The following is a 25,346-nucleotide window of genomic DNA, read 5'->3' on the forward strand; positions in this document are numbered from 1 at the left end:
CAGGTTCCGCAAGGAACGAATCGAAGGTGTGGATGGCCGGAGAGTTGCCGCTCTCCGGCCATCGTTCTGTCTGTGCGGCGCTCAGGTGCCTGCGGGGCTCGGCGCTTCCGCGGAGCCCATCAGGTCGGCCACCTCCTGTCCGAAATCCCCGGCGGCGATCCGGTCGCGGATCTCCGCCATGTCGTGGCCCTCGCCGAACAGCTCCCAGAGCCGCTCCCACCAGTCGACTCCGCCGAGGGTCCGGTCGCGGATGCGCGCGGCCAGGTCGGCGATGAACGCGCGCTCGGCCTCCATGATCGCGACCCGGTAGCGGGACTCGATCATGAACAGTTCGGGCAGCGGGAGGGCGAGCGCGCTGTCGAACACGCGGGCCCGCTCGGCGAGCTCGGCGTCCAGGAGGTCGCGCCGCCGTTCGAGGAGTTCGACGGCGACCTCCGGGGCGAGCATCGGGAGCAGCGACAGCCCGGTCTCGATGGCGGGGTACTCCTTCACCGGGAACGCGATGAGCTCCCGCATCCACTCGTCCGCCTCCGCTCGGCCGGCGTCGGTGATCTCGTAGACGACGCGCTCGGGCCGGTTGCCCTCCCGCTCGGTCTGCGCGACGCGGATGAAGCCGTGCTTCTCGAGCGACTTGATGACGGCGTAGAGGGAGCCGAAGTTGAGCCGGATGCTGTCCTCCTTGCCGCGCTCCCGCATGGTGGTCGTCATCTCGTACGGGTACATCGGCTTCTCCCAGAGGCAGGCCAGCACTGCCAGCGCCAGGGGGTTGGACACCGCTCGCTTACTCATTACTCACCTCCGGATACTTTGCTCAGAGTATTCGGTTTGGAGTGGCGGGTCAAGCGGCTTCCTACTGCCGGAGCGGTTCGCCCTCGGGCGCCCCGTCGATCGGCGAACATGTCGACGGAGAAAGCTGAGGTGAAAACCAGGCCAATCATGATCAGGCCGAAGCTGCCGATTCCGATGAGCGCGATGATCGCCAGGTGAAGTGCGCTGGAGAACGCGACCGCGAGTACTCGCGCCTTTCCGGGTACCCAAATGAGCACGGCGATGGCGATCTCGACGGCAATTGTGCCGGAGCTGATGAGGAACGCTCCGACCGGGGTAGCCGTGATCGCGAGCGCAATCGAGCCGAGTGGCCCAGAGACTCCGAACATCTCCATTCGGGTTACGTAGTAGATGGCAGATCCATCCACCCAGGAACATCTATTCCGGCCGAGGATTGCCCTGGGCGATGACCGCCTTCGCGGCTTGATTCGCCGAGCGCCACGCAAGGAGCGAGACGACCACTATGACGACGAATCCGCTCAACGCCAGACAGTGTTTACATTTTAACCCTTAGCATATATACAAGACCGACCTGTCCACCCTCAGCGTGGGGATAACCGCCCCATAGAGAATTCGCAGCAAAAATAACGACTTGATAACTAGCACCCGTTACCTCTTCGTTATATAGTTCAAGAGCAATGGTTGTTTGCTGTGGCAGCCATCGCGGAATGTGATTGCAGGACACTCTTGGTGCAAGGGAGAGGGCCGGCCGCTAGCCTCTGCGGCCGGCCCTCAATCTTTTCGTCGCACGACCGTTCCAACCCCCTCCCTCCGCGAACGCCGTGCTGGCACGGATGAGCGCTGTCGGCGCATGATGAGATGATGCGAACGCATCGACTATCGAGCGCGAAGGGGTGGCGTCATGAGCACGGGGACGACCGCGGCCGGTCCGGCCAAGCGATCCAGGACGACCGCGGTCTCGGCATGGGAGTCGCTGTTCCGGGCGCAGGTCGCCGTCATGCGGACGCTGGCCGCCGAGTTCCCGACCAGGGACATCTCGTTCAACGAGTACGACGTCCTCTTCACCCTCTCCCGCCAGGCCGACCGCTCGCTGCGCCTCCGCGACCTCAACAAGCACGTCCTCCTCACCCAGCCGAGCGTGAGCAGGCTCGTCGACCGGCTGGTCGACCGGGGGCTCGTCGTCAAAGGTCCGGAGCCGTCCGACGCGCGCGGCACGATCATCACGATGACCGACACCGGGTTCGAGATGTTCCGTCGCGTCGCGTTCGACCACATGCGCTCCATCGCGCAGCGGGTCGGCACCCGGCTCGACACCGAGGAGCTGGAGCAGCTCGCCGCCCTGTGCGACAAACTGCGCGGCGAGGACTGACGGCCCGATCCTCCTCCACATTCTCATTCCTGAATAAGTTCTCCACAACGCGGGCGGACCCTCGGGGACGCGACATCGGGCACGCGTATTATTGCGCGCATGGCTGACGGACGCAGAAGATGGAAGTGGGCGCCCGCGCTGCTCGGATTCGTGGCGCTGAGCGGCGTAGCCGGACTCCTCGCCGCCGCGGCGGTCACACCCGCCGTCGCCCTCACCGGCTCGGCCGCGGACTCGACCATCAGCGTCTTCGACGGCCTCCCCGAATATATGAAGGTGGAGCCGCTGGCGCAGGCGTCCACCATGTACGCGACGTCCGCCGGCAAACCGGTGCCGATCGCCACGTTCTACTCGCAGAACCGCGTGGAGGTCGGCTGGGACGCCATCTCCCAGAACCTCAAGGACGCGGCGATCGCCACGGAGGACCCGCGCTTCTACGAGCACGGCGGTGTCGACGTCACCGGCACGATCCGCGGCGCGGTGCTGACGGCGCTGCACAAATCGGTGCAGGGCGGCTCGTCCATCACTCAGCAGTACGTCAAGAACATCCTGGTGCAGCGCTGCGAGAACAAGCAGCCGGACCCGACCGCGGCGGACGCCGTCCAGAAGAAGCAGTACAAGGCGTATCAGGCCTGCTACAACGACGCGACCGCCGTCGACCCGGTGCGCAAGCTCAAGGAGATGCGCTACGCGATCGGGCTCGAGAAGGAGTACTCGAAGAACGACATCCTGCAGAGCTACCTCAACATCGCTCTGTTCGGTGGCCGCGTCTACGGCGTCCAGTCGGCGGCCGAGTACTACTTCGGGGTGTCGGCCGCGGACATCTCGCTCCCCCAGGCGGCGACCCTCATCGCCATCCTGAACAACCCGGACAACCTCCGCATCGACCGGCCGGCCAACAAGGACAACGGCGCGGCGAACGGCTACGCGCAGACCCTCGCCCGGCGCAACTACGTGATCGACCGCATGCTGGTGAACGGCAAGATCACCAAAGAGGAGCACGACGCGGCGAAGGCCACCAAGGTCGTGCCCAAGATCAGCCAGATGTCGAACGGCTGCATGACCGCGCAGCAGTTCAACGCGGCGTTCTTCTGCGACTATGTCGAGCGCACCATCGAGCAGAACCCGATCTTCGGCAAGACCGCCGACGAGCGGTCCAGCTACCTGACGCGCGGCGGCCTCAAGATCTACACGACGCTGAACCTCGACCTCCAGTCGCAGGCGCAGCAGGCGGTGTCGGCGTACATCCCGCCCTCCAGCCCCAACCTGGACCTCGGCTCGTCGAACGTCTCGGTGGAGGTCGGCACGGGCCGGATCGTCACGATGGTGCAGAACAGGCCGTACGACAACACGGCGGCGCCCGCCGCGGGCACCACGGCTGTCAACTACAACACCGACTACGACTACGGCGGCTCGGAAGGCTTCCAGACCGGATCGTCGTACAAGGCGTTCGACCTGCTCGAATGGCTGAAGGAAGGCCACACCCTCAACGAGGTGGTGAACGGGACGCAGCACACCTTCCCGCAGACCGCGTTCCACGAGAGCGACCCCTGCAACGACATCGGCGGGGCGCCGTGGAACGTCGCGAACGACGAGGGCGAGTCGGTGACCTCGACGTCGGTGATGCAGGCGACGGCGGCCTCCATCAACTCGATCTTCGCGATGATGGCCACCAAGCTGGACCTCTGCGGCATCAAGGAAGGCGCCCAGGACCTCCTGGTCCACGGCGCGGATGAGGCGACCAACCCGTACATGGCCAACCCGTCGTCCGTGCTGGGCACGAACTACATCGCCCCGATCACGATGGCGACGGCGTACGCCGGGATCGCCAACAACGGCAAGGCGTGCAGCCCGGTCGCGATCGACAAGATCATCACGACCGACGGCGTCGCGCACGCCGTTCCGAAGACCCAGTGCTCGACCACCCCGATCGACCCGGGCGTCGCAGCCGCCGCGATCTACGCCCTCCAGGGCGTGCTCCGCGGAGGCGGCACCGCGTCCTCGGCCAACCCGAACGACGGCGTTCCGCTCTTCGGCAAGACCGGAACGACGGACAATTCGGTCGAGAACTGGCTGGTCACCTCCACGACGAAGATCGCGCAAGCCACGTGGGTGGGCAACATCTCGGGCGGCGTCGCCCTCCGCAGCCAGAACTTCCAGGGCGTCGGCGGCGGCGACGTCAAGTTCGCGATCGTCAAGCGCATCCAGACGGCGCTCGACGCCGCCTACGGCGGGTCGGCGTTCCCCGCTCCGCTCCCGAAGTTCCTCGGGGTGTCCGCGCCGCCGAAGGCGGCCGCGCCGGCGCCGAGCGCGCCCGGTGCAGGTCAGACCAACCCCGCTCCGGCCCCGGTCACACCCCTGGCCAGGGGAAGAAGAAGCCCTGACGCGGCGACTCACGCGGGCGGGCAGTTCGCCGCTGAGCGCTCAGCGACCGTCTTGACGCCCTGCAGCATGGCGACCCAGTTGTCGCGGGAGTGCTGGGCGGCCTCCACCGTCGGATTGTTGTCCTGATCGAGCGTGACGTGGGTGCCCTCCGGGGTCGCGTCGAGCTCGAAGTGCAGCGCGTGGTAGTTCTCGGGGACGTCGGGCAGGCCGCTCAACGGGCTGAAGTGCGTCAGCACGATCCGCCAGGGCTCCTCGCGGTCCTCCAGCTCGATCACCCGGCCGTGGTCCTCGAACGACTTCCCCTGCCACTCGCCGCGCCAGACGATGCGCGAGCCGAGCCTCCAGTCGGAGACGACCTCCGCCCCGAACAGGATCTCGGGATGGGACCCGCTCGAGGTCAGCAGGTTCCATACCTCCCGCCGGGGCGCACGGATGTCCGCCTCGGCTCTCGCGACGTAGTTCCCCATGACGCGCCACTCCCGCTCCCGTCGCCGCCTCGGGCGACGTTGACGCCCATCACACACCTCACGGTGCGGGGAGCACAACCCCGCGGCTCACGCGTCCGCGAAGACGAGCGCCTCCCAGGGCTCCACCGAGCCGGACACTCCCCGCCCGGCCGAGTCGTCCAGGTTGCCGAGCACGAGCGCCGCGCCCTCCCAGCCCGCCTGCTCCGACGGGTCGTAGCTCGCGGGCTCGCTGCTCAGGTTGGCGAGGACCAGCAGGCGGCGGCCACCCCGCTCGCGCACGTACGCGAAGAGCTGGGGATGCTCGGGCAGCACCAGGGTGAAGTCGCCGTCGGCCACGACGTCGGACCGATGCCGGAGGTCGATCAGCCGCCGGTAGTGGGCGAACACCGAGTCGGGCGCGTGAAGCTCGGCCTCCGCGTTCACCAGTACGTAGTCCGGGTTGGCCTCGATCCACGGCGTGCCCGTGGTGAAGCCGGCCGCCGGTGCGGCCGACCACTGCATCGGCGTGCGCGCGTTGTCCCGGCTGGTCTTGCGCAGCGCCGCCATGACCGTGCCGGCGTCCTGACCCTGGATGTCGACGGCCTCCGCATAGTGGTTGAGCGTCTCGATGTCGCGGAAGTCGTCGATGGACTCGAACGGCACGTTCGCCATCCCGAGCTCCTCGCCCTGATAGACGTAGGGCGTGCCGCGCATCAGGTGCAGCACGGTGCCGAGCGCCTTCGCGGACGCGACGCGATGCTCCGGGCGGTCGTCGCCGAACCGGCTGACGACGCGGGGCTGGTCGTGGTTGTTCCAGTACAGGCTGTTCCAGCCGGTGTCGGCGAGGCCCTCCTGCCATTTGGCGAGGTTGCGTTTGAGGTCGAGCACGCTCGCGGGCCGGTCGTCCCACTTGCCGCCGGGTCCGTGGTCGAGGTCGACGTGCTCGAACTGGAAGACCATGTCGACCTCCGCCCGGGCGGGGTCGGTGAACAGCCGGGCCTGCTCGACGGAGACGCCGGGCATCTCCCCCACGGTGAGGATGCGGTCGGCGCGGCCCGCGAAGACGCGCTCATGCATCTCGTGCAGGAACTCGTGGATGCGCGGCCCCTGACCGAAGAACGGGTAGCCGACGCCGAACAGCCCGCCAGGGGGAACCTCGCCGTCGGGGAGCTCGACCACCTTCGAGATGAAGTTGATGACGTCCATCCGGAACCCGTCGACACCGCGGTCGAGCCACCAGTTCATCATGTCGTACACCGCCCCGCGGACCTCCGGGTTCTCCCAATTCAGGTCGGGCTGCTTGCGCGAGAACAGGTGGAGGTAGTACTCGCCGGTGGCCGGGTCGAGCTGCCAGGCGGGACCCGAGAAGAAGGAGCCCCAGTTGTTCGGCTCGGCGCCCTGCTCGCCGGGCTGCCGGCCGTCGCGCGGGGGCCGCCACCAGTACCAGTCGCGCTTCGGGTTGTCGAGCGAGGAGGCGGACTCGATGAACCACGGGTGCTCGTCGGAGGTGTGGTTGACGACGAGGTCCATGACCAGCTTGATGCCGCGCGCGTGCAGGCCGGCGAGCAGCTCGTCGAAGTCGTCGAAGGTGCCGAACAGCGGGTCGATCGCGCGGTAGTCGCTGATGTCGTAGCCGTTGTCGTCGTGCGGCGAGGCGTAGATCGGCGACAACCAGACAACATCCACCCCGAGCTCCTGCAGGTAGTCGAGGTGCTGGATGATGCCGCGCAGGTCGCCGATGCCGTCGCCGTCGCTGTCCGCGAAACTCCGCGGATAGACCTGATACACGACCGCTGACTTCCACCATGTCTCACTCACGCGCCCACCTTACCCGGGGGCGTCGGGCCGCTCAGGCGGCCCCGGGAACGAGCACTACGCGCGCGCCCGTCCGCGCCGACTCCCGCGCCGCCAGGCAGACCCGCAGAGCGTCGATCGCGGCGGCCACCGGTGAACGGGCCGGCTCGGCGCCGGTCTCGACGCACTCCAGGAAGTAGCGGGCCTGCGCCGTGAACGCGTCGCCCGGGAGGTCGGTGAGGGAGTCCGAGGCGCGGTCGCCGACGACCTCCAGCGTGGTGCGGAACGGCGAACCGGCGGGGAGGTCGGAGACGGCGAGGAGCTGGGCCACACCACCGGCGGCGTACTCGACGGTGATCGCGGCCGGTGTGCCGAACCGGTCCCCGGGCGCGCGGACGGTGGTGACCGCGACGGGCTCGCCGAGGTACGCGTTGGCCTGGTCGACATCGTGGATGGCGAAGTCCACGACCATCCCGCCGGAGCGGGACTCGTCGGCCAGCCACTCGGCGCCGGCCGGCGCGGCCGACAGGCGCGACCCGAGCACGGCGCGCGGGAGGCCGACCGACCCCGCCGCGACGCGTTCGGCGAGCGCCGCGTACCCCGGGAAGAAGCGCACGACGTGGGCGACCATCAGGACGCCGGGCGCGCGGGCCGCGGCGGCGGCGACGCGCTCGGCGTCGGGGAGCGTCAGCGCGATCGGCTTCTCGAGCAGGACGTTCCCGCCCGCCGCGAGAGCCTGCACGGCGAGGTCGGCGTGAGTGGGGGTCGGCGTGCAGATCGAGGCGATGTCCGCGGCGGGGTCGGCGAGCGCGTCGTCGAGGGAGGTCGTCCAGCGCGCGTCGGGCGCGGCCGGGAGGTCGGGGCGCGTGCGCGGCGAGACCACCCACCGCACCGGCACGCCGCATGCCGCCCAGGCCTCGGCGTGCGCCTGGCCCATCCGGCCGGCGCCGACCACGACCGCGCCGTGCGTCGCGGCACGCTCCCCTTTCATCGCACCGCGCGGTCGACCTGCGCGGGATCGAACAGGGCGTCGAGCACGAGCCGGCCGGCGCCGCGGATGCCCGCCTCCTGCTTCGCCACGCTGACCGCGATGTCGAGCTGGTCGGTGATCATCGGCAGGCAGTCCGAGTAGATCGCCGAGCGGACGCCCGCGACGAACGCCTCCGCCTCACCGAGGATGCCGCCGAGCACCAGGCGCTGCGGGTTGAAGAAGTTCATGATCGTCGCGAGCACGCCGCCGGTGCGGAGGCCGGCCTCCCGCAGCATGAGTGTGGCAAGCGGGTGCGCGTCGCGCGCGAGCGCGAGGACGTCGCGGGTGTCGACGACCTCCACCCCCGCTCCACGCAGGGCCTGCACGATGGCGGCGCCCCCGGCGACGGCGTCGAGGCAGCCGACCCGGCCGCAGGAGCACAACACGTCGGGGGCGCCCGGCACCGTGACGTGGCTGATGTCGCCCGCCATACCGTGATGGCCGCGGTAGACGCCGCCGAAGGCGACGATCCCGCAGCCGATGCTCGACCCGGCTTTGACGAAGACGAGCTGGCCGTCGGCCCTCAGCGCCTCCGGCGTGTGTGCGGTGGCGTCGAACTCGCCCAGCGCCATCAGGTTGGCGTCGTTGTCCACGGCGACAGTCAGGCCGGTGCGGGAGGCCAGCGCGGCTGCGACGTCGAGGCCGTTCCAGCCGGGCATCCGCGACGGCGAGACCATCCGGCCGGTGGTGGAGTCGACCGGCCCGGGCATGCCGATCCCGATGCCGCGCAGCTCCTGGCCGGGGGCCCCGTGCATCGCCCGGAGCTCCTCGGCGCTCGCGGCGATCCAGGAGAGGACGCGGTCGGGTCCCGAGCCGATGTCCATCGCCTCGGTGCGGGACGCCAGCAGCCGCCCGGACAGGTCGAACAGTCCGAAGGTGGCGTGGTGCGAGCCGAGGTCCGCCGCGGCCACGACGCCCGACCCGGCGTCGACCTCCAGGGCCCGCGGGCGGCGGCCGCCGTGCGAGACGCCCTCTCCCGCCTCCCGCAGGAAGCCGGCGGCGAGCAGCGCGTCGACCCGCTGCGCGACGGTGGAGGGCGACAGGCCGGTGTGGCGGGCGATGTCGGCGCGGGAGCCGGCCCGGCCCGAGCGGACGAGGTGCAGGATGCCGCCGGGTGTGGCCGGTGCGTTCCCGGGTGCCGCGATGTTCGTGCCGCTCATTTCAGCGCATCCCCCTTGTTGCACGCATCCGTCGCGTGCCTGGTCTCGGTTGAGAATACTGTACCGACTTTCTTCGATTTCGAACCAACCAAATTCGAAATTGCACGAACATGAATTACTTAGTACGCTCATCGCATCCCGACCGATGACGATACGAGGAACCCGATGGAAACACCGAACGCTCGACCCATGGTGAGCCTGCGCGGCGTCGACAAGCACTTCGGCGACCTGCACGTCCTCCGCTCGATCGACCTCGACGTCGCACCGCGCGAGGTGGTCGTGGTCGTCGGCCCGTCCGGCTCGGGCAAGTCCACGCTCTGCCGCTCGATCAACCGACTGGAGACCATCGACGGCGGCGAGATCCGCGTCGACGGCGAGCTGCTCCCCCAGGAGGGCGCCGAGCTGGCACGCCTCCGCGCCGAGGTCGGCATGGTGTTCCAGTCGTTCAACCTGTTCGCGCACCGCACCGTCCTCGACAACGTCGCCCTCGCGCCGGTCAAGGTGCGCAAGGTCAAGAAGGCCGAGGCAGAGCGCCAGGCCCTCGAACTCCTCGACCGGGTCGGCATCGCCGACAAGGCCGGCAGCCACCCGGCACAGCTCTCGGGCGGCCAGCAGCAGCGCGCCGCCATCGCCCGCGCCCTCGCGATGCAGCCGAAGGTGATGCTGTTCGACGAGCCCACCAGCGCACTCGACCCCGAGATGGTCGGCGAGGTGCTCGACGTGATGACCTCCCTCGCCCGCGACGGGATGACGATGATCGTCGTCACGCACGAGATGGGCTTCGCCCGCCGCGCCGCCGACCGTGTCGTCTTCATGGACCACGGGCAGATCGTCGAGCAGTCGACGCCCGCCGAGTTCTTCGACTCGCCCCGCACCGAGCGGGCCAAGTCGTTCCTGGCCTCCGTGCTCTCGCACTGAGGCCGCAGCACCAACGCTCCACAGCACCAACGCTTCACAGCACCACATCGTCCGAACTCAGAAAGGGATGCAATGACCCGCAGCTCGACCCGCACGACCCGCCGCCGGGCCGCCTTCGCCGGCGCCCTGCTCGCCGCCGTGACGCTCGCCGTCACGGCCTGCTCCTCCGGCACCTCGGCCCTTCCCGGCGAGGGAGCCGGCTCCACGGCCAAGACCGACACGGTCTTCTCCGGCGCCCCCGTCGCCAAGGCCGCCTTGATCATCCCCGGCTCCACGATGGAGAAGATCAAGAAGCGCGGCAAGCTCATCGTCGCCGAGGCGCTCGACGCCCCGCTGCTCTCGCAGCAGGACCCGACCGACCCGACCAAGGTCACGGGCTTCGACGCCGACCTGGCCAAGCTGCTCGCGATCTACATCCTCGGCAAGCCGAGCGTCGAGATCGTCCCGCCGGCGTCGGAGACCCGCGAGGCGATGCTGCAGAACGGCACCGTCGATGTCGTCTTCAACACCTACACGATCACCCCGCAGCGAGCGACGCAGGTCGACTTCGCCGGCCCCTACTTCGAGTCCGGGCTGTCGGTCGCCGTCAAGAGCGACAACAAGACCATCAAGAGCGAGAAGGACCTCGATGGCAAGAACGTGATCGTCGGCGCGAACACGCCGGCCGTCACCGAGGTGCCGAAGATCGCCCCGAAGGCCACGGTCACCGCGTTCGGCACCGACCCGGCCGCCGTCCAGGCGCTCATCCAGGGCCGCGGCGACGCGTACGTGCAGGACTACACCCTCCTCGCCAGCGACGCCGCCAGCGAGAAGCAGATCAAGGTGGTCGGCCAGCCGTTCACCAAGGAGCCCTACGGCATCGGCCTCCCGCACGGCGACAGCGACTTCAAGAAGTTCGTCAACGACTGGCTGAAGACAATCCAGAAGGGCGGCCAGTGGGGCCAGGCGTGGAAGACCACGCTCGGCACCGTGACCGACTCGGCCATCCCGACGCCGCCGGAGATCGGCTCGGTCCCGGGTTCCTGACCCGCGCCCCTTCCCTCGGGTCTCCTGATCCTCGGGTCTGATCCGACCCCCGAGTTCCCGGGCACTGAGCCCGGGAACCCCCGGGCGGAGCCGGTCCTCCGGCTCCGCCCACCCCACGACTCCCCTCACGAGTGAGCGAGCGATGAACCCCCTGATCGACAACCTCGGGCCGCTTCTGCAGGCCCTCGGCACGACGCTGATGATGGCGGTCGTGGCCGGCGTCGGCTCGATCGTGCTCGGCGTGCTGGTCACGATCGCGCGCGTGAGCCCGATCCCGGTGCTGCGCGCCGCCGCCTTCCTGTACGTGCAGTTCTTCATCAACGTGCCGCTGCTGGCGCTGCTGCTGCTCGCCGTGTTCGCGCTCCCGGACGCCGGCCTCCTGCTGCCGTTGACGCCGACCGCGATCATCGTCCTCACCGTCTACGAGGCCGCCTACGTCGCCGAGGCCGTGCGCTCGGGCGTCAACACCGTTCCGGTCGGGCAGGTGGAGGCCTCCCGTGCTCTCGGTTTCACCCTCGGCCAGTCGCTGCGGCTCGTCGTCGTGCCGCAGGCACTGCGCGCGGTCGTTCAGCCGATCGGCAACGTGATGATCGCCCTCGCGATGAACACCGCCCTCGCCGCCGCCGTGGGCGTGGTGGAGCTGACCGCCGAGGTGAACAAGATCAACCTCGTCGCGGCGCAGCCCATCCTGATCTTCTCCAGCGCGGGCATCCTCTACATGGCCGTCGCGCTGGCCATCGGCCTGGCCGCCGGCTGGGTGGAGCGGAAGGTGGCGATCGCCCGATGACCGCTCAACTCATCCCCGACCGCCCGGCGCCGGTGCGCGCCGCCCGCACGAAGCGTCCGCGGAAGGCATATGCCGCGGCGTTCATGTACGACGCCCCCGGCCCGCGCGGGCGTCGCAACATCCTGATCGGCACCGTACTGAGTTGCCTCGCCATCGCCGGACTGCTCGGCTACGGGCTCTGGCAGTTCGCCTCCCATGGGCAGCTCGCGCCCGAGCGCTGGGCGCCGTTCACCGAGTGGCCGATCTGGAACTACCTGCTGGTCGGGCTGCTCGGAACCCTGGAGGCCGCGGCGATCGTCGCCGTGCTCGGCGGCGTCCTCGGCGTGCTGCTCGCCCTCGGCCGGATCAGCCGGCTGCGCCCGGTGCGGTTCCTGAGCGGGCTGTACATCGAGATCGCGCGCACGGTCCCCGTACTGCTGGTGATCTACCTCATGCTGTTCGGCCTCCCGCAGCTCGGGATCAACCTGCCGGTGCTGTGGAAGCTGGTCGTCCCGCTGACGATCGCCAACTCGGCGGTCTTCGCGGAGATCGTACGCGCCGGCATCCTGAGCCTCCCCCGCGGTCAGCGCGAGGCGGCCCTCAGCCTGGGGATGCGCCCGGGCCAGGCGATGCGGTTCGTGGTGCTCCCGCAGGCCGCCCGCAACGTGGCGCCTTCTCTCGTCACCCAGTTCGTCAGCCTCCTGAAGGACACCTCGCTCGGCTACATCGTGGCGTTCACCGAGCTGCTCTACCGCGGCCAGGTGCTCGCGTCGTACCTGCACCTGCTCATCCCGACGTATGTCGCCGTGACGGTCATCTATCTGGTCGTCAACGGCAGCCTCTCGGCGTTCGCCTCCCGCCTGCAGCGCGGACCACGGCGGCGCGCCTCCGCGCAACCCGTGCTTCCGGCCCTGCCGGCGGCCCCGCACCAGGAAGAGTCCCATGTCTAGCACCGCCTCCGTCTCTTCCGCCTCCGTGCAGGGCCTCGCCGAGCTCGCCGCCGTCCGCCGTTCCGGGCTGATCGAGAGCCGCCACTTCGGCAGCCTCGTCGCCCTGGACCCGGCCGGCGGGACGCTGCTGGAGCTCGGCGACCCGGACGCGGTCGTCCTCCCGCGCAGCACGGTGAAGCCGTTGCAGGCGCTCGCGTGCCTCACAGTTGGCGCGCCGCTCGCCGGACCGGAGTTGGCGATCGCGGCCGGCAGCCACACCGGTGAGGACGAGCACGTACGTGTCGTTCGCGGCATCCTGGCGGCGGCCGGCGTCGACGAGTCGGCGCTGGGCTGTCCGGTCGACCGGCCGGAGGACGAGAGCACCTTCGAGCGGATGATCCGCGCCGGCGAGCCGCGCACGCGCATCCGGATGAACTGCTCGGGCAAGCACGCCGCCATGCTGCTGGCCGCCGCCGTGAACGGCTGGCCGACGGAGGGCTACCTCGACCCCTCGCATCCCGTACAGCAGCACGTGCGCGAGACGATGGCCGCGGTGACCGGCGTTCCCGTCGGGCACGACGCGATCGACGGCTGCGGTGCGCCGCTTTCGGGACGACCGTGCGCGGCGTCGCACGGTCGTTCGGGCGGCTGGTGACCGCAGCGCCCGGCAGCACTGAGCGCGCGGTCGCCGACGCGATGCGCGAGAACCCCTTCTACGTCGGCGGAAGCGGGCACCAGAACTCCACCGTCATGGAGACCGTCCCCGGCGCCCTCGCCAAGGGCGGCGCCGAGGGCGTGATCGGCGTCGCGGCGGCCGACGGGACCGCGGTGGCGATGAAGATCGTGGACGGCAGCCCGCGAGCGACGACGCTCATCGCGCTCCGGGTGCTGGAGGCGCTGGGCACCGACATCTCCGGCGCCGGCGCCCTGGTCGACCTGCCGGTGCTCGGCGGCGGCGTGCCGGTCGGCCGGATCGAGGTCGGCGCCGACCTGGCGGCGGCGCTGGAGCGCGTCGCGTGAGCGGAGTGCTGGTGGAGATCTGCCTCGAGGATCTCGCCGGCGTGCGCCTCGCCGAGGACGCGGGCGCCGACCGTATCGAACTGTGCAGCGCCCTGTCCGACGGAGGCCTCACCCCGTCGATCGGCACCGTGGAGGCCGCCCTCCGCTCGGTCACGAGGACGGGTGTCAACGTCCTGGTGCGCCAGCGATCCGGCGACTTCGTGTTCGACGCCGACGAGCTCGCCGCGATGATGGCCGACATCCAGGCCGTGCGGACGCTGCCGAACCCGCACGGTGTGGCGGTCGGCTTCGTCGTGGGCGCGCTCCGGCCCGACGGGTCGGTGGACGCGGACGCGACCCGCACGCTGGTCGCGGCGTGCGGCGACGCGCCGGTCACCTTCCACAAGGCCTTCGATCAGGTGCCCGACCGCGGCGCCGCCCTGGAGGAACTGGTCGGACTCGGGGTGGCGCGCGTCCTCACCTCGGGCGGCGCGGCATCCGCGCTGGAGGGGGCCGACGAACTCACCGCGCTGGTCGCGCAGGCGGACGAGCGGATCGTGGTGCTCGCCGCGGGTGGAGTCCGTCCCGGGAACGTGGCCGAACTGGTGCGCCGGACGGGTGTGCGGGAAGTGCACCTTCGGGCGGCGAGGACGGCTCAGAGCGGCTCGCTCGCGACGAGCCGGTACGACCCGGGCCACCGGCAGGTGACGTCGGGGGCGATCGTCGCGGCCGTCGTCGCGGCGGTGCGGGAGGCGGCGGCATGAGCGGGACGACTGTGGCTGGAGCGCTCGCCGACGAACAGGGCGACCGCAGCGCGACCCCGGGCTCCGACTCCCCGTCGCCCTCGCGGTCGACCTCGGCGGAACAGCCATGAAGGGCGCTGTGGTGGCCGAGGGCGGTGAAGTGGTCGCCGAGTTGACGCGTCCCACGCCGGGTCGCGACATCCTCGACGCGCTGGTGGCACTGTTCCACGACCTGCGCGGCGTCGCCGCGGCGGCCGGGCGCGAAGTCGTCGGCGCCGGCGTGGCCACACCGGGCATGCTGGACGAGCAGCGCGGCATCGTGCACTACGCGTCCAACCTGGACTGGCGGGACGTCCCGCTGCACGACATCCTGCGGGGGAGCTGCGCCTCCCGGTCGCGGTCGGGCACGATGTGCGCGCCGCCGGCCTCGCGGAACGCACCTACGGCGCGGCGCAGGGGTCGGACGACTTCGTCCTCGTCCCGATCGGCACCGGCGTCGCCGCCGCCCTCGTGACCGCGGGCGGGACGATCACCGGCGCGACCGGAGCAGCGGGCGAGTTCGGTCACATCCCCGTGATCCCCGGCGGCGAGCAGTGCACCTGCGGCCAGCGCGGCTGTCTCGAGGTGTACATGTCCGGGGCCGGCGTCGCGCGCCGCTACCGGGAGGCCGGCGGCGAGCCGCTGAGCACCCGCCGGATCGTCGCGCGCCTCGGCAGCGACCCGCTCGCCGACCGCGTCTGGGGCGAGGCCGTCGACGTGCTCGCCCAGGGCCTCACCATCCTCACCCTGTTGCTCGACCCGAAGGTGATCGTGCTGGGCGGCGGCGTCTCGCACGCGGGCGACGCCTTGTTCGCCCCGCTGGAGCACGCCGTGTCGGCCGGCCTGGCCTGGCGGGAACGGCCGGCGATCGTGCGCAGCGGTCTGGGCGGCGACGCCGGCCGTGCAGGAGCCGGCCTGCTCGCGTTCACCGTCGCCCGTTAGCCCGCCGCCGGCCGGCGACGCGACGCGATTCATACCGAATGTCGCGAAAGCGGCTCATCCACATTCGCCACGAATGTTGTGAATCGGGGCGGTGAGTTCCGGCGGTGAGTGCAACACCCTTCGTTTTGGTGAGGGGTTGGGATGGGTTCGCATTCGTCGTTAGAGACTCGCGTTGCGGCGCTTGGGTTGTTGGTGGAGGGCATTTCCGCTGCGGGCGTGGGCGGCTGGTTGGGGTTGCCGCCGGGTCGGGTGGAGCGGTGGGCGAGGCTTGCTGGCATGAAGTTTGAGCCGGGGAGTCGTTCGGGTTTGTTGCGTGTCGGGCCGCCGGGGGTGGTGGGCGCGGCCACTGGTCACGGGCGTCGATTGTCGTTGGCGGATCGGACTCTGATCCAGACGGGGCTGGCGCAGGGGTTCTCGATGCGCAGGATCGCCGCCCTGGTCGGGGTGTCTGCCTCGACGGTGTCGCGGGAGGTCGCCCGGTCGAGGTGGTTGCATCGGGGGCAGTGGCAGTATGAGGCGGGAGTGTCGCATCAGGTCGCCGCGCAACGGCGGGCCAGGCCCAAGCGGCGCAAACTGGACCGGCATCCGGTGTTGCGGGCTGCGGTGGTGGAGCAGTTGAACGACCGGTTCTCCCCGCGACAGGTCGCGGGTCGGCTGCCGCACTTGTTTCCGGGGCGAGAGGATATGCGGGTGTCCTCCGAGACGATCTATCAGGCCCTCTATGTTCAGGGCAAAGGCGCGTTGCGGCACGAGCTGACCGTGGTCAAAGCGTTGCGCTCCGGGCGGAAGGGGCGCATCCCGCAGTCCAAGCTGCCGCGGCGCAGCAACCGGCCCTGGCTGGAGGGAGCCCGGATCAGTGAGCGACCAGCGACGGTCGCCGACCGCGCCGTTCCCGGGCACTGGGAAGGCGACCTCGTCGTCGGCCCCGGCAACTCCGGGATCATCACCCTGGTCGAACGCTCCACCCGATTCGCCCTCCTAGGCCGGCTGCCCGGAACGCGAGACTCCGCCACCGTGATCGACCGGCTCACCGAAATGATCCAACAGCTGCCCGCCGCTCTCTTCAACACCCTGACCTGGGACCAAGGCACCGAAATGGCCGAACACGCCCGATTCACCGTCGCTTCCGGCTGCCCGGTATTCTTCGCCGACCCGCACTCACCCTGGCAACGCGGCAGCAACGAGAACCTCAACGGGCTGATCCGGGACTTCTATCCCAAAGGCACCAACTTCAACACCATCACCGACACCGACCTCGCCGAAACCCAACGACTGCTCAACATCCGCCCACGTCAGACCTTGAACTTCCACACCCCAGCCGAGAAACTCGACGAGCATCTAAAAGGTGTTGCACTCACGAGTTGAAACCACCGGCCCCAGACGCGACATTCGTCACGAATGCGCGGCGCGCAGGCGGGGGTGCGCCGCGCCCGCGCCGATCGTCGTTCGGTAGCCTGGGGGGATGCTCACCCCGCCGAACACCGCGAAGAAACCGACCGAGCGCAGCCACCACGGGGACGTGGTCGTCGACGACTACGAGTGGCTCCGCGACAAGGACGATCCAGCGGTCATCGCGCACCTGCACGAGGAGAACGCGTACACGAACGCGCGCACCGAGAAGCTCGCCGTGCTGCGTGAGCAGATCTTCGACGAGATCAAGTCGCGCACCCGGGAGACCGACCTGAGCGTCCCGACCCGCGAAGGCGACTGGTGGTACTACACGCGCACCGTCGAGGGCAAGCAGTACGGCATCCACTGCCGCGCGCCCATCGACGGCCCCGACGACTGGGAGCCGCCGGCGCTGGATGAGCAAGCGCAGCAGCACGGCCTCCCGGGCGAGCAGGTCCTGCTGGACGACAACGCGGAGGCCGAGGGGCACGACTTCTACGCGCTCGGCAGCTTCGACGTCAGCACCGACGGTACGCGACTGCTCTACGCCGTCGACACCGAGGGCGACGAGCGGTACACGATCCGGGTGCGGTCCCTGACCGGCGACGGCGAGGCATTCCCCGACAAGATCGCGGGCACGGGCGCCGGCGCGCTCTTCGACCCGAGCGGCGAGTACCTGTTCTACACGACCGTGGACGACGCCTGGCGGCCGGACACCGTGTGGCGGCACGGGGTCGGGCAGGGTCCGGACGGCGAAGCCGACACGCAGGTCTTCCACGAGCCCGACGAGAAGTACTGGATCGGCGTCGGCCTCACCCGCAGCCGCCGGTTCCTGGTCATCGAGGCCGGCTCCAACATCACCAGCGAGAGCTGGCTGCTGGACGCGGGTGACCCGACAGGCGAGTTCCGCGTCGTCTGGCCCCGCAGGGAGGGCGTCGAGTACGACATCGAGCACGTCGTCGCGGGAGGCCGCGACCGGTTGCTCATCGTCCACAACGACGGCGCCGTCAACTTCGAGCTCGTGAGCGTCGCGGCCGACGACCCGCAAGGGCCGCGCCGGACGCTGCTCCCCCACGACCCGGCCGTGCGCATCGAAGGGGTGGACGCGTTCCGCGACTTCGTCGCGCTCGAGTACCGGCGCGAGGGGATGACGCGGCTCGCGGTCGCCTGCCTGCCGGCCCCGACGGAGGGCAGCGTGGCCGGCGAGGTGGATGACATCCTCCACGAGCTGCACTTCGACGAGGAGCTCTTCACCGTCGGCGCGGGCGGCAACCCGGAGTGGACGCAGCCGTTCCTGCGCCTCGGCTACGGCAGCTTCGTCACACCGTCGAGCGTGTACGACTACGACGTGCGCACGCGCGAACTCACCCTGCGCAAGCAGCAGCCGGTGCTCGGCGAGTTCGAGCCGGAGCTGTTCGAGCAGCGCAGGGAGTGGGCGACCGCCGAGGACGGCACGCGCATCCCGATCTCGCTCGTCTACCGGCGCGACCTGGTGACGCCCGGCGAGCCTGCGCCGCTGGTGCTCTACGGGTACGGCTCGTACGAGGCGAGCATGGACCCGTCGTTCGGCATCGCACGCCTCAGCCTCCTCGACCGCGGCGTGGTGTTCGCGATCGCGCACGTGCGCGGCGGCGGCGAACTCGGGAGGCTCTGGTACGAGCACGGCAAGAAGCTCCACAAGAAGAACACGTTCACCGACTTCGTGGCGGCGGGGAAGCACCTGGTCGACCAGGGCTGGACGACTCCGTCGCAGCTCGCCGCGCAGGGCGGTAGCGCGGGAGGCCTCCTGATGGGTGCGGTCGCCAACCTCGCGCCGCGGCTGTTCGCCGGCGTGCTGGCCGAGGTGCCGTTCGTGGACCCGCTGACGACGATCCTCGACCCGTCGCTGCCGCTGACGGTGATCGAGTGGGACGAATGGGGCGACCCGCTGCACGACGAGGACGTGTACTACTACATGAAGTCGTACGCGCCGGTGGAGAACATCCACCACAGCGTGTACCCGCGCATCCTCGCCGTCACGAGCCTCAACGACACCCGCGTTCTTTACGTCGAGCCGGCGAAGTGGGTGGCGAAGCTGCGCGAGGTCGGCGCCGACGCGCTGCTCAAGACCGAGATGGCGGCAGGGCACGGCGGCGTGTCGGGTCGATACGCCGCGTGGCGGGAGCGCGCGTTCTCGCTGGCGTGGCTGCTGGACGTGGTGGGCGCGCACCCGACCGGGGAGTGACGGCGCCGGTAACGGAGGAGATCCGGGGCGGTACGCCGGCGATCCGCAGGTAACGGAGGAGATCGGGGCACGGGGAGGGCGGATGTCCTCCGTTGGCTGCGATTCGGGGGTCTTGGCGGGTGGATGTCCTCCGGTAGCGGCAGCGGCCGGCGGGGTCAGCCGAGGTCGTCGGGGTCCTTGCCGGTGCGCTCGCCCGACTCGAGCGTGTCGATCGCGGCGAGGTCGTCGGCGTCGAGCTCGAAGCCGAAGACGTCCAGGTTCGAGCGGATGCGGTCCGGCGACGACGACTTGGGGATGACCACGTTGCCGAGCTGGAGCTGCCAGCGAATGACCACCTGCGCCGGGGTCACGCCGTGCTTCGCGGCGAGGCCGCCGAGCAGCGGGTCGTCCAGCACTCGGCCGCGCGCGAGCGGCGACCACGCCTCCGTCACGATCCCGTGCGTCTCGTCGTACGCGCGGACCTCCCGCTGCGGCAGCCACGGATGCAGCTCCACCTGGTTGACCGCGGGCACCGTCTCCGTCTCGGCGGCGAGGCGGTCGAGGTGGTGGGTGTGGAAGTTGGCGACGCCGATCGACCGGGCGCGGCCCTCCGCTTTCAGGTGCTCCAGCGCGCGCCAGGTCTCCACGTACTTGTCGTGCTGGGGCGCGGGCCAGTGGATGAGGAACAGGTCGACCGCGTCGAAGCCGAGGCGCTCCAGGCTCGCGTCGAACGAGCGCAGCGTCGAGTCGTAGCCGTTGTCGGTCCACCACACCTTCGTCGTCACGAACACCTCGCCGCGCGGCAGCCCACTGCGCCGCACGGCCTCGCCGACGGCGCTCTCGTTCTCGTAGAACGTCGCGGTGTCGATGTGCCGGTACCCGGCCTCCAGCGCGGTCAGCACCGCGTCCACCGTCTCGGCCTCCGGGATCTTGTAGACGCCGAAGCCGAGCTGCGGGATGCGATTGCCGTCGTTGAGCGGGACCTGGGGGATGTTCGGCATGGGTTCATTCTCCCCTGACCCCGGCGTAGAGAGGGGAAGACGAAAGGAGCCGAAATGGCCTATGACGACAAGCGGGTGGCATTCCTGGTCGGTCCGGAGGGGATCGAGCAGGCGGAGCTGGCGGAACCGTGGAAGGCGGTGACCGACGCAGGGGCGACCGCGAAACTGATCTCGAAGGACGCGGGGACGGTTCAGGCGTTCAACCACCTGACGCCGGCGGACGAGTTCCCGGTGGACCTCACCCTCGACGCCGCCTCTGCGGACGACTTCGACGTGCTGGTGCTGCCCGGCGGCGTCGCGAACGGCGACCAGGTACGGACGTTCCCCGAGGCCGTCGCTCTGACGAAGGCGTTCGCGGACGCCGGCAAGCCGATCGCGGTGATCTGCCACGGCGGCTGGGTGCTCATCGAGGCCGGAGTGGTCGGCGGCCGCACGCTGACGAGCTGGCCGAGCCTGCAGACCGATTACCGGAACGCCGGTGCGACCTGGGTGGACGAGGAGTACGTGGTCGATTCGGGCCCGTTCACGCTGGTGTCGTCCCGGAAGCCGGACGACCTCCCCGCGTTCAACCGCGAGCTCCTCAAGCTCATCGCCTGACCACGGCCGCGCCCCGCCTCCGCGCTGCGTGAACGTTTCCTGGCAATGGCCGAAGGCGGGGTTGCACTCCGCTGCGGAGCGCGGGACCGTGGGGCACTCCTGGAGGAACAACGAAAGGAGAGCGCATGCTCACCCTGACCGAGAACGCCAGCACGATCGTCAAGACCCTCACCGAACAGGCGCCGCAGGACGACGCCGGGCTGCGCATCAGCAGCAGCAACCCGCAGAACACCGCGTTCGCGGCTGCCGTGACACCCGAGCCGGAGCCCGCAGACCAGGTGGTCGAGTCCGACGGGGCACGACTCTTCCTCGAGCCGGGCGCCGCTGTCGCCCTCGACGACAAGGTGCTCGACGCCCAGGTCGACGACCAGGGCGCGGTGAGCTTCGCGATCGGCGCCCTCGCCTAGGGAGTGCCATCGCGACGACCCGAAGCCGGCGTCCACGCGACGCCCGCCTCCCCGGCCCCGGTGCTTCCAGCGCCGGGGCCGAGTCGCGTCAGGCACGGTGAGAAGCCGTTGTCAATCGTGTCGACCGACCTGTTGCATCGTGTTTTCGTGGATGAGGTGCGGGCGGCGGTTCAACCCCGAAGCCGCCCGCACACCCTCTCGCGGCGCAGGAGCCACGCGCCGCTGGAACGTCAGGTCGCCGGCGGACGCTGCGGCTCTCCCGCGTCGATGAGGAATTCGGCCGCGGTCGTCCACAGCGGGACGATCTTGGTGGGCGGGATGTCCTCCTCGCCCGCGAAGTGCACGGCGAAGTGCACCTCCGGCTCGCCCTTGACGGCATCGGCCGTGGCGATGGTCCCCAGGTAGCCGTCGTCCTCCATCACGCGCCAGCGCGTCGTCGAATCCGGATCGGGCACGATCCACACGCTGTGGCCGCCGTACTCGTAGGTCGGACCGGGTGGGAGCTCGGCGCGGGATTCGGTCGTCATACTTCTGTTGTACGACCTGCTCCGCGCCGCCACAACTCGTTCACTTTTCGAACGATTCGGGGTAGGCGTCGCGCGCTACGCGGTCGGGACCTCCTCGGTCTCCGCGCCGGCAGCGGTCCCGTGCTCGGCGGCGGCGCCACGGAACTGGGTCATGTACAGGTCGTAATAGGCCCCCTTCTGCGCCAGGAGGGTCGCATGGTCGCCCTGCTCCACGATGCTGCCGTGCTCCATGACCAGGATGGTGTGCGCGTCGCGGATCGTGGAGAGCCGGTGAGCGATCACGAACGACGTGCGGTCGCTCCGCAGCGCAGCCATCGCGTGCTGCACCAGCAGTTCGGTGCGGGTGTCCACCGACGAGGTGGCCTCGTCGAGGATGAGCAGCGACGGGTTCGCGATGAACGCTCGCGCGATCGTCAGAAGCTGCCGCTCGCCGGCGGATACGTTGCTGCCGTCCGCCTCGATCTTCGTGTCGTAGCCGTCCGGGAGCTGACGGACGAACCGGTCGACCATCGTCGCCTTCGCTGCTGCCACGACCTCCTCGTCCGTCGCATTCAGCCGGCCGTATCGGATGTTCTCGCGGATGGTGCCCGAGAACAGCCACGCGTCCTGCAGCACCATGCCGACCTGGCCGCGCAGCTCGGCGCGGGACAGGTCCGTGGTGTCGATGCCGTCGAGGCGGATGGTGCCGCCGTTCAGCTCGTAGAACCGCATGATCAGGTTGACCAGCGTGGTCTTGCCCGCGCCGGTCGGACCGACGATCGCGACCGTGTGGCCGGGCGCGACCGACAGCGACAGGTCTCGGATCAGCTCGGTCTCGGGGTCGTAGGAGAAGTCCACGCCCTCCAGCTCGACTCGGCCGTCCGCGCGCTCGGGCAGGTGCCGCGTCTCGACGTCGGCCGACTGCTCCTCCGCGTCGAGGAACTCGAACGTGCGCTCCGCCGACGCGACACCGGACTGGAGCATGTTCGCCATGCCCGCGATCTGGCCGATGGGCTGGGAGAACTCCCGCGAATACTGGATGAACGCCGTCGCGTCGCCGATGGTCATCTGTCCGGAGGCGACCCGGAGACCGCCGACGACCGCGATCAGCACGTACGAGAGGTACGAGACGAAGTTCATCGCCGGCATGATCATGCCCGACACGAACTGGGCGCCGACGGTGGACTTCCACAGCTTGTCGTTGCGCTGGTCGAACTCTTCGAGCATCACGGCGTCGCGACCGAAGGCGCGCACCAGGTCGAGCCCGGAGTACGACTCCTCGATGTGCCCGTTGAGCGCGCCGGTCGAGTTCCACTGCTGCTTGAACAGCTTCTGCGACCGCGTGCCGATCACGCCGGCGATCACTCCGGAGAGCGGGATCGAGATGAGCGCGATCAGGGCGAGCTGCCACGAGACGATGAACATCATGATGCCGATGCCGATGACCGTCAGCACGGACTGGATGAGCTGCGAGAACGCCTGCTGCAGCGCCGTCTGGATGTTGTCGACGTCGTTGGTCACACGCGACATGAGGTCGCCGCGCTGCCGGGTGTCGAAGTAGCTGAGCGGCAGCCGGTTGAGCTTCTTCTCCACCTCGGCGCGCAGGCGGTAGATCACCCGCATGACGAGCGCGTTCAGCAGGTAGCCCTGCCACCACTGCAGGAGCGACGCGGCGATGTACATCGCGAGCACGATGGTGAGCAGGCGGCCGAGCTCGACGAAGTCGATCCCGTGGCCGGGCACGAGGCCGGTCGGGGTGATAGTGCCGACAGCGCCCGTGAAGATCACGTCCGTGGCGTTGCCCAGGACCTTCGGCGCGATCACGATCAGCGCCACCGAGACGACCACCAGGAGGGTCACGAACGACATGGCGAGCCACTCGGGCTTGAGCAGCCCGAGCAGGCGCTGGAACGAGGGCCAGAAGTGCTCGGCCTTCTTGGCGGGCGTGCCGCCGAACATGTCGCCGTCGCCCTCGGTGGGCTCGTACTCGTACTCGAGTTCGAGTTCGTCGATCGCCGTCTGGACGCCGGCCTCGGAGAGGACGCCGTCCCGCTCTGCGGCTCCCGTGCGGCCCGTGCCGGTGGTGCGGTTCTTCTTCTGGCGCGCCATCTCAGGCCACCTCCAGGCTCAGCTGCGACTCGACGATCTCGCGATACGTCTCGCTCGTCTCCAGCAACTCGTCGTGGGTGCCGCGTCCGACGACTCTGCCGTCGTCGAGCACGATGATCTGATCGGCCTCCCTGATCGTGGAGACGCGCTGCGCCACCACGATGACGGTGGTGTCGCCCGTGGACTGCGCCAGAGCGCTCCGCAGGCGGGCGTCTGTCGCGACGTCGAGAGCCGAGAAGGAATCGTCGAACAGCAGCACCTTCGGCTCCGCCACCAGGGCGCGGGCGATGCAGAGCCGCTGGCGCTGACCGCCGGAGACGTTGGTTCCGCCCTGGGCGATGCGCTCCTCGAGGCCGTGCTCCTTGGCGCGCACGAAGTCCTCGGCCTGGGCGACGCGCAGCGCCTCCCAGAGCTCGTCGTCCGTGGCGTCCGGCCGGCCGAACCGCAGGTTGCTGGCGACCGTCCCGGAGAAGAGGTAGGGCTTCTGCGGCACGAGACCTAGCACGCCGGAGAGCTGCTCCCGGCTCAGCGAGTCCACCGGGACGCCGCCGATCCGCACCTGCCCGCTCTGCGGGGTGAAGAGGTCGGCGATGACCGAGACGAGGGTCGACTTGCCCGATCCGGTCGAGCCGACGATCGCGGTCACCCGCCCGGGTTCCGCGGTGAAGGTGACGTCGCTCAGCACAGGCTTCTCGGCGCCGGGGTAGCCGAACGTGACGCCGTCGACCTCCACGCTGCCGTCCGTGGGCACTCGACCGCCGGCGGCGCCCGCTCCGGTGGACGGCACCGCGCTCAGCACCTCGTCGATGCGCTCCGCGCAGACCATCGCGCGCGGGATCATCATGGCCATGAACACGCCCATCATCACCGCGACCAGGATCTGCAGCAGGTACTGCAGGAACGCCGTGAGAGCCCCCACCTGGATGTCGCCCGCGCCGACCCGGTGGCCGCCGAACCAGAGCACGGCGACCGTCGCGGCGTTCAAGATGAGCATGATGAGCGGGAACATGAGCACGAAGACGTTGCCGACCTTGACCGAGATGCGGGTGAGCGCGGCATTCGCGTCGTCGTAGCGCGCTGTCTCGAACTTCTCGCGGACGAACGCGCGGATGACACGGATGCCGACGATCTGCTCGCGGATGACGCCGTTGACGCCGTCGATGCGCTCCTGCATCACGCGGAACATCGGCAGCAGCAGCCAGACCAGGATGCCGACCACGACGAACAGCACGGCGACGGACACCCAGACGAGCCAGGACAGCCCGGCGTCCACCCGCACGGCGAGGATGATGCCCGCGACGCACATGATCGGCGTCGACACCATGAAGTTGAGCGTCATCAGCACCAGCATCTGCACCTGCTGGACGTCGTTGGTGTTGCGCGTGATGAGGGTCGGCATGCCCCAGCGCGCGAGGTCGAGCGCCGGGAGCGAGTCGACCTTGCGGTAGAAGGAGCGGCGCACGTCGCGTCCCAGCGACATCGAGGAGCGCGCACCGAAGTAGGTCGCCGTGATGGCCGCTGCGACCTGCACGAAGCAGACCATGAGCATCATGCCGCCCGTCGACCAGATGAAGTTCGTGTCGCCTTTGACGACGCCTTTGTCGATGATGTCGGCGTTGAGCGTGGGCAGGTAGAGCGCGGCGATGGTCGCGATGAGCTGGAGCACGACCACGGCCGCGACCGCGCCCCAGTACGGGCGGATGAACCGCAGCGCCAAACGAAGGAGAGTCACGGTGATTCCTGGTTCTTTTCTCTGGTGGAGTCGTATCGGGCGCACACTGCCGTCGGCCCCCGCCGACACG

Annotated in this window: 22 protein-coding genes and 2 pseudogenes; 14 read left to right on the plus strand and 10 right to left on the minus strand. The window is 69.6% G+C overall.

Translation table 11 applies throughout. The annotated features are described in order from the left end of the window. Positions 1-81: 81 nt before the first annotated feature. Complete coding sequence (locus ACR5MH_RS12635; protein ID WP_431347507.1) at positions 82-789, minus strand: PadR family transcriptional regulator; 708 nt, start codon at positions 787-789, stop codon at positions 82-84. Then, the gene (locus tag ACR5MH_RS12640; protein WP_431347508.1) at positions 789-1,163 is read right to left on the minus strand and encodes a hypothetical protein; all 375 of its coding nucleotides are present in this window, start codon (positions 1,161-1,163) and stop codon (positions 789-791) included. The genes ACR5MH_RS12635 and ACR5MH_RS12640 overlap by 1 nt, the downstream gene beginning before the upstream one ends. Positions 1,164-1,690: 527 nt before the next feature. Between ACR5MH_RS12640 and ACR5MH_RS12645 the strand changes: the two genes are divergently transcribed. Further along, on the plus strand, positions 1,691-2,158 hold the full coding sequence (locus ACR5MH_RS12645) for a MarR family winged helix-turn-helix transcriptional regulator (protein ID WP_431347509.1): 468 nt from the start codon (positions 1,691-1,693) through the stop codon (positions 2,156-2,158). A gap of 99 nt (positions 2,159-2,257) precedes the next feature. Next, a complete protein-coding gene (locus ACR5MH_RS12650) occupies positions 2,258-4,666 on the plus strand; it encodes a transglycosylase domain-containing protein (RefSeq protein WP_433861811.1) in 2,409 nt (802 codons plus the stop codon). Here the strand turns inward: ACR5MH_RS12650 and ACR5MH_RS12655 are convergent. From ACR5MH_RS12655 to ACR5MH_RS12670, 4 genes are all read right to left on the minus strand, one after another. Next, positions 4,549-5,007, minus strand: coding sequence for an SRPBCC family protein (locus ACR5MH_RS12655; RefSeq protein ID WP_431347511.1), 459 nt, complete (start codon positions 5,005-5,007; stop codon positions 4,549-4,551). The two genes, ACR5MH_RS12650 and ACR5MH_RS12655, sit on opposite strands and share 118 nt — an antisense overlap. An 87-nt stretch (positions 5,008-5,094) precedes the next feature. Beyond that, entirely contained in the window at positions 5,095-6,804 is a 1,710-nt protein-coding gene (locus tag ACR5MH_RS12660; RefSeq protein WP_431347512.1) for a glycoside hydrolase family 13 protein, read from the minus strand. A gap of 31 nt (positions 6,805-6,835) precedes the next feature. After that, entirely contained in the window at positions 6,836-7,771 is a 936-nt protein-coding gene (locus ACR5MH_RS12665; RefSeq protein WP_431347513.1) for a Gfo/Idh/MocA family protein, read from the minus strand. Next, positions 7,768-8,970: an ROK family protein gene (locus tag ACR5MH_RS12670; protein ID WP_431347514.1), complete on the minus strand. Its 1,203-nt coding sequence runs from the start codon at positions 8,968-8,970 to the stop codon at positions 7,768-7,770. The genes ACR5MH_RS12665 and ACR5MH_RS12670 overlap by 4 nt, the downstream gene beginning before the upstream one ends. Positions 8,971-9,159: 189 nt before the next feature. On the opposite strand from ACR5MH_RS12670, the gene ACR5MH_RS12675 reads away from it, so the two are divergent. The 10 genes and pseudogenes from ACR5MH_RS12675 to ACR5MH_RS12720 all read left to right on the plus strand — a co-directional run bounded on the left by ACR5MH_RS12675 (position 9,160) and on the right by ACR5MH_RS12720 (position 18,945). After that, a complete protein-coding gene (locus tag ACR5MH_RS12675) occupies positions 9,160-9,888 on the plus strand; it encodes an amino acid ABC transporter ATP-binding protein (protein WP_433861812.1) in 729 nt (242 codons plus the stop codon). A 72-nt stretch (positions 9,889-9,960) separates the two neighbouring features. Beyond that, on the plus strand, positions 9,961-10,914 hold the full coding sequence (locus ACR5MH_RS12680) for a glutamate ABC transporter substrate-binding protein (protein ID WP_431347516.1): 954 nt from the start codon (positions 9,961-9,963) through the stop codon (positions 10,912-10,914). A 142-nt stretch (positions 10,915-11,056) separates the two neighbouring features. Next, entirely contained in the window at positions 11,057-11,701 is a 645-nt protein-coding gene (locus tag ACR5MH_RS12685; protein WP_431347517.1) for an amino acid ABC transporter permease, read from the plus strand. Beyond that, entirely contained in the window at positions 11,698-12,630 is a 933-nt protein-coding gene (locus ACR5MH_RS12690) for an amino acid ABC transporter permease (protein ID WP_433861813.1), read from the plus strand. The genes ACR5MH_RS12685 and ACR5MH_RS12690 overlap by 4 nt, the downstream gene beginning before the upstream one ends. After that, a pseudogene (locus ACR5MH_RS12695) lies at positions 12,623-13,629 on the plus strand (asparaginase). Before ACR5MH_RS12690 ends, ACR5MH_RS12695 begins: the two are co-directional and overlap by 8 nt. After that, positions 13,626-14,372, plus strand: coding sequence for a copper homeostasis protein CutC (locus tag ACR5MH_RS12700; RefSeq protein ID WP_433861814.1), 747 nt, complete (start codon positions 13,626-13,628; stop codon positions 14,370-14,372). Before ACR5MH_RS12695 ends, ACR5MH_RS12700 begins: the two are co-directional and overlap by 4 nt. A 91-nt stretch (positions 14,373-14,463) precedes the next feature. Next, positions 14,464-14,865 (plus strand): annotated as a pseudogene (locus ACR5MH_RS12705) (ROK family protein); the annotation flags it as partial. Next, complete coding sequence (locus ACR5MH_RS12710; protein ID WP_431347521.1) at positions 14,763-15,332, plus strand: ROK family protein; 570 nt, start codon at positions 14,763-14,765, stop codon at positions 15,330-15,332. The pseudogene ACR5MH_RS12705 and the gene ACR5MH_RS12710, both read left to right, overlap by 103 nt. A 276-nt stretch (positions 15,333-15,608) precedes the next feature. Continuing rightward, entirely contained in the window at positions 15,609-16,697 is a 1,089-nt protein-coding gene (locus ACR5MH_RS12715) for an IS30 family transposase (protein ID WP_433861815.1), read from the plus strand. 97 nt (positions 16,698-16,794) lie between these two features. Beyond that, on the plus strand, positions 16,795-18,945 hold the full coding sequence (locus tag ACR5MH_RS12720; RefSeq protein ID WP_431349413.1) for a S9 family peptidase: 2,151 nt from the start codon (positions 16,795-16,797) through the stop codon (positions 18,943-18,945). A 155-nt stretch (positions 18,946-19,100) separates the two neighbouring features. Here the strand turns inward: ACR5MH_RS12720 and ACR5MH_RS12725 are convergent, their stop codons facing one another. Then, positions 19,101-19,925: an aldo/keto reductase gene (locus ACR5MH_RS12725; RefSeq protein ID WP_431347522.1), complete on the minus strand. Its 825-nt coding sequence runs from the start codon at positions 19,923-19,925 to the stop codon at positions 19,101-19,103. 54 nt (positions 19,926-19,979) lie between these two features. On the opposite strand from ACR5MH_RS12725, the gene ACR5MH_RS12730 reads away from it, so the two are divergent. Both ACR5MH_RS12730 and ACR5MH_RS12735 read left to right on the plus strand, forming a co-directional pair. Beyond that, entirely contained in the window at positions 19,980-20,522 is a 543-nt protein-coding gene (locus ACR5MH_RS12730; protein WP_431347523.1) for a type 1 glutamine amidotransferase domain-containing protein, read from the plus strand. Positions 20,523-20,647: 125 nt separating this feature from the next. Beyond that, positions 20,648-20,929, plus strand: a complete 282-nt coding sequence (locus tag ACR5MH_RS12735) for a Fe-S cluster assembly protein HesB (RefSeq protein WP_431347524.1) — start codon at positions 20,648-20,650, stop codon at positions 20,927-20,929. A gap of 230 nt (positions 20,930-21,159) precedes the next feature. Here the strand turns inward: ACR5MH_RS12735 and ACR5MH_RS12740 are convergent, their stop codons facing one another. The 3 genes from ACR5MH_RS12740 to ACR5MH_RS12750 all read right to left on the minus strand — a co-directional run bounded on the left by ACR5MH_RS12740 (position 21,160) and on the right by ACR5MH_RS12750 (position 25,276). Beyond that, positions 21,160-21,456 carry a hypothetical protein gene (locus tag ACR5MH_RS12740; RefSeq protein ID WP_431347525.1) on the minus strand — a complete coding sequence of 99 codons (297 nt, stop codon included), beginning with the start codon at positions 21,454-21,456 and terminating at the stop codon, positions 21,160-21,162. 75 nt (positions 21,457-21,531) lie between these two features. Continuing rightward, positions 21,532-23,394, minus strand: coding sequence for an ABC transporter ATP-binding protein (locus ACR5MH_RS12745; RefSeq protein ID WP_433862650.1), 1,863 nt, complete (start codon positions 23,392-23,394; stop codon positions 21,532-21,534). 151 nt (positions 23,395-23,545) lie between these two features. Beyond that, positions 23,546-25,276 (minus strand): ABC transporter ATP-binding protein, encoded by a 1,731-nt coding sequence (locus ACR5MH_RS12750; RefSeq protein WP_431347527.1) that lies wholly within the window; start codon positions 25,274-25,276, stop codon positions 23,546-23,548. Positions 25,277-25,346: the final 70 nt, after the last annotated feature.

Origin of the sequence: Streptomyces sp. L7 (assembly GCF_050990935.1) — a bacterium.
In the GTDB taxonomy this organism is placed as follows: Bacteria; Actinomycetota; Actinomycetes; order Actinomycetales; family Microbacteriaceae; genus Leifsonia.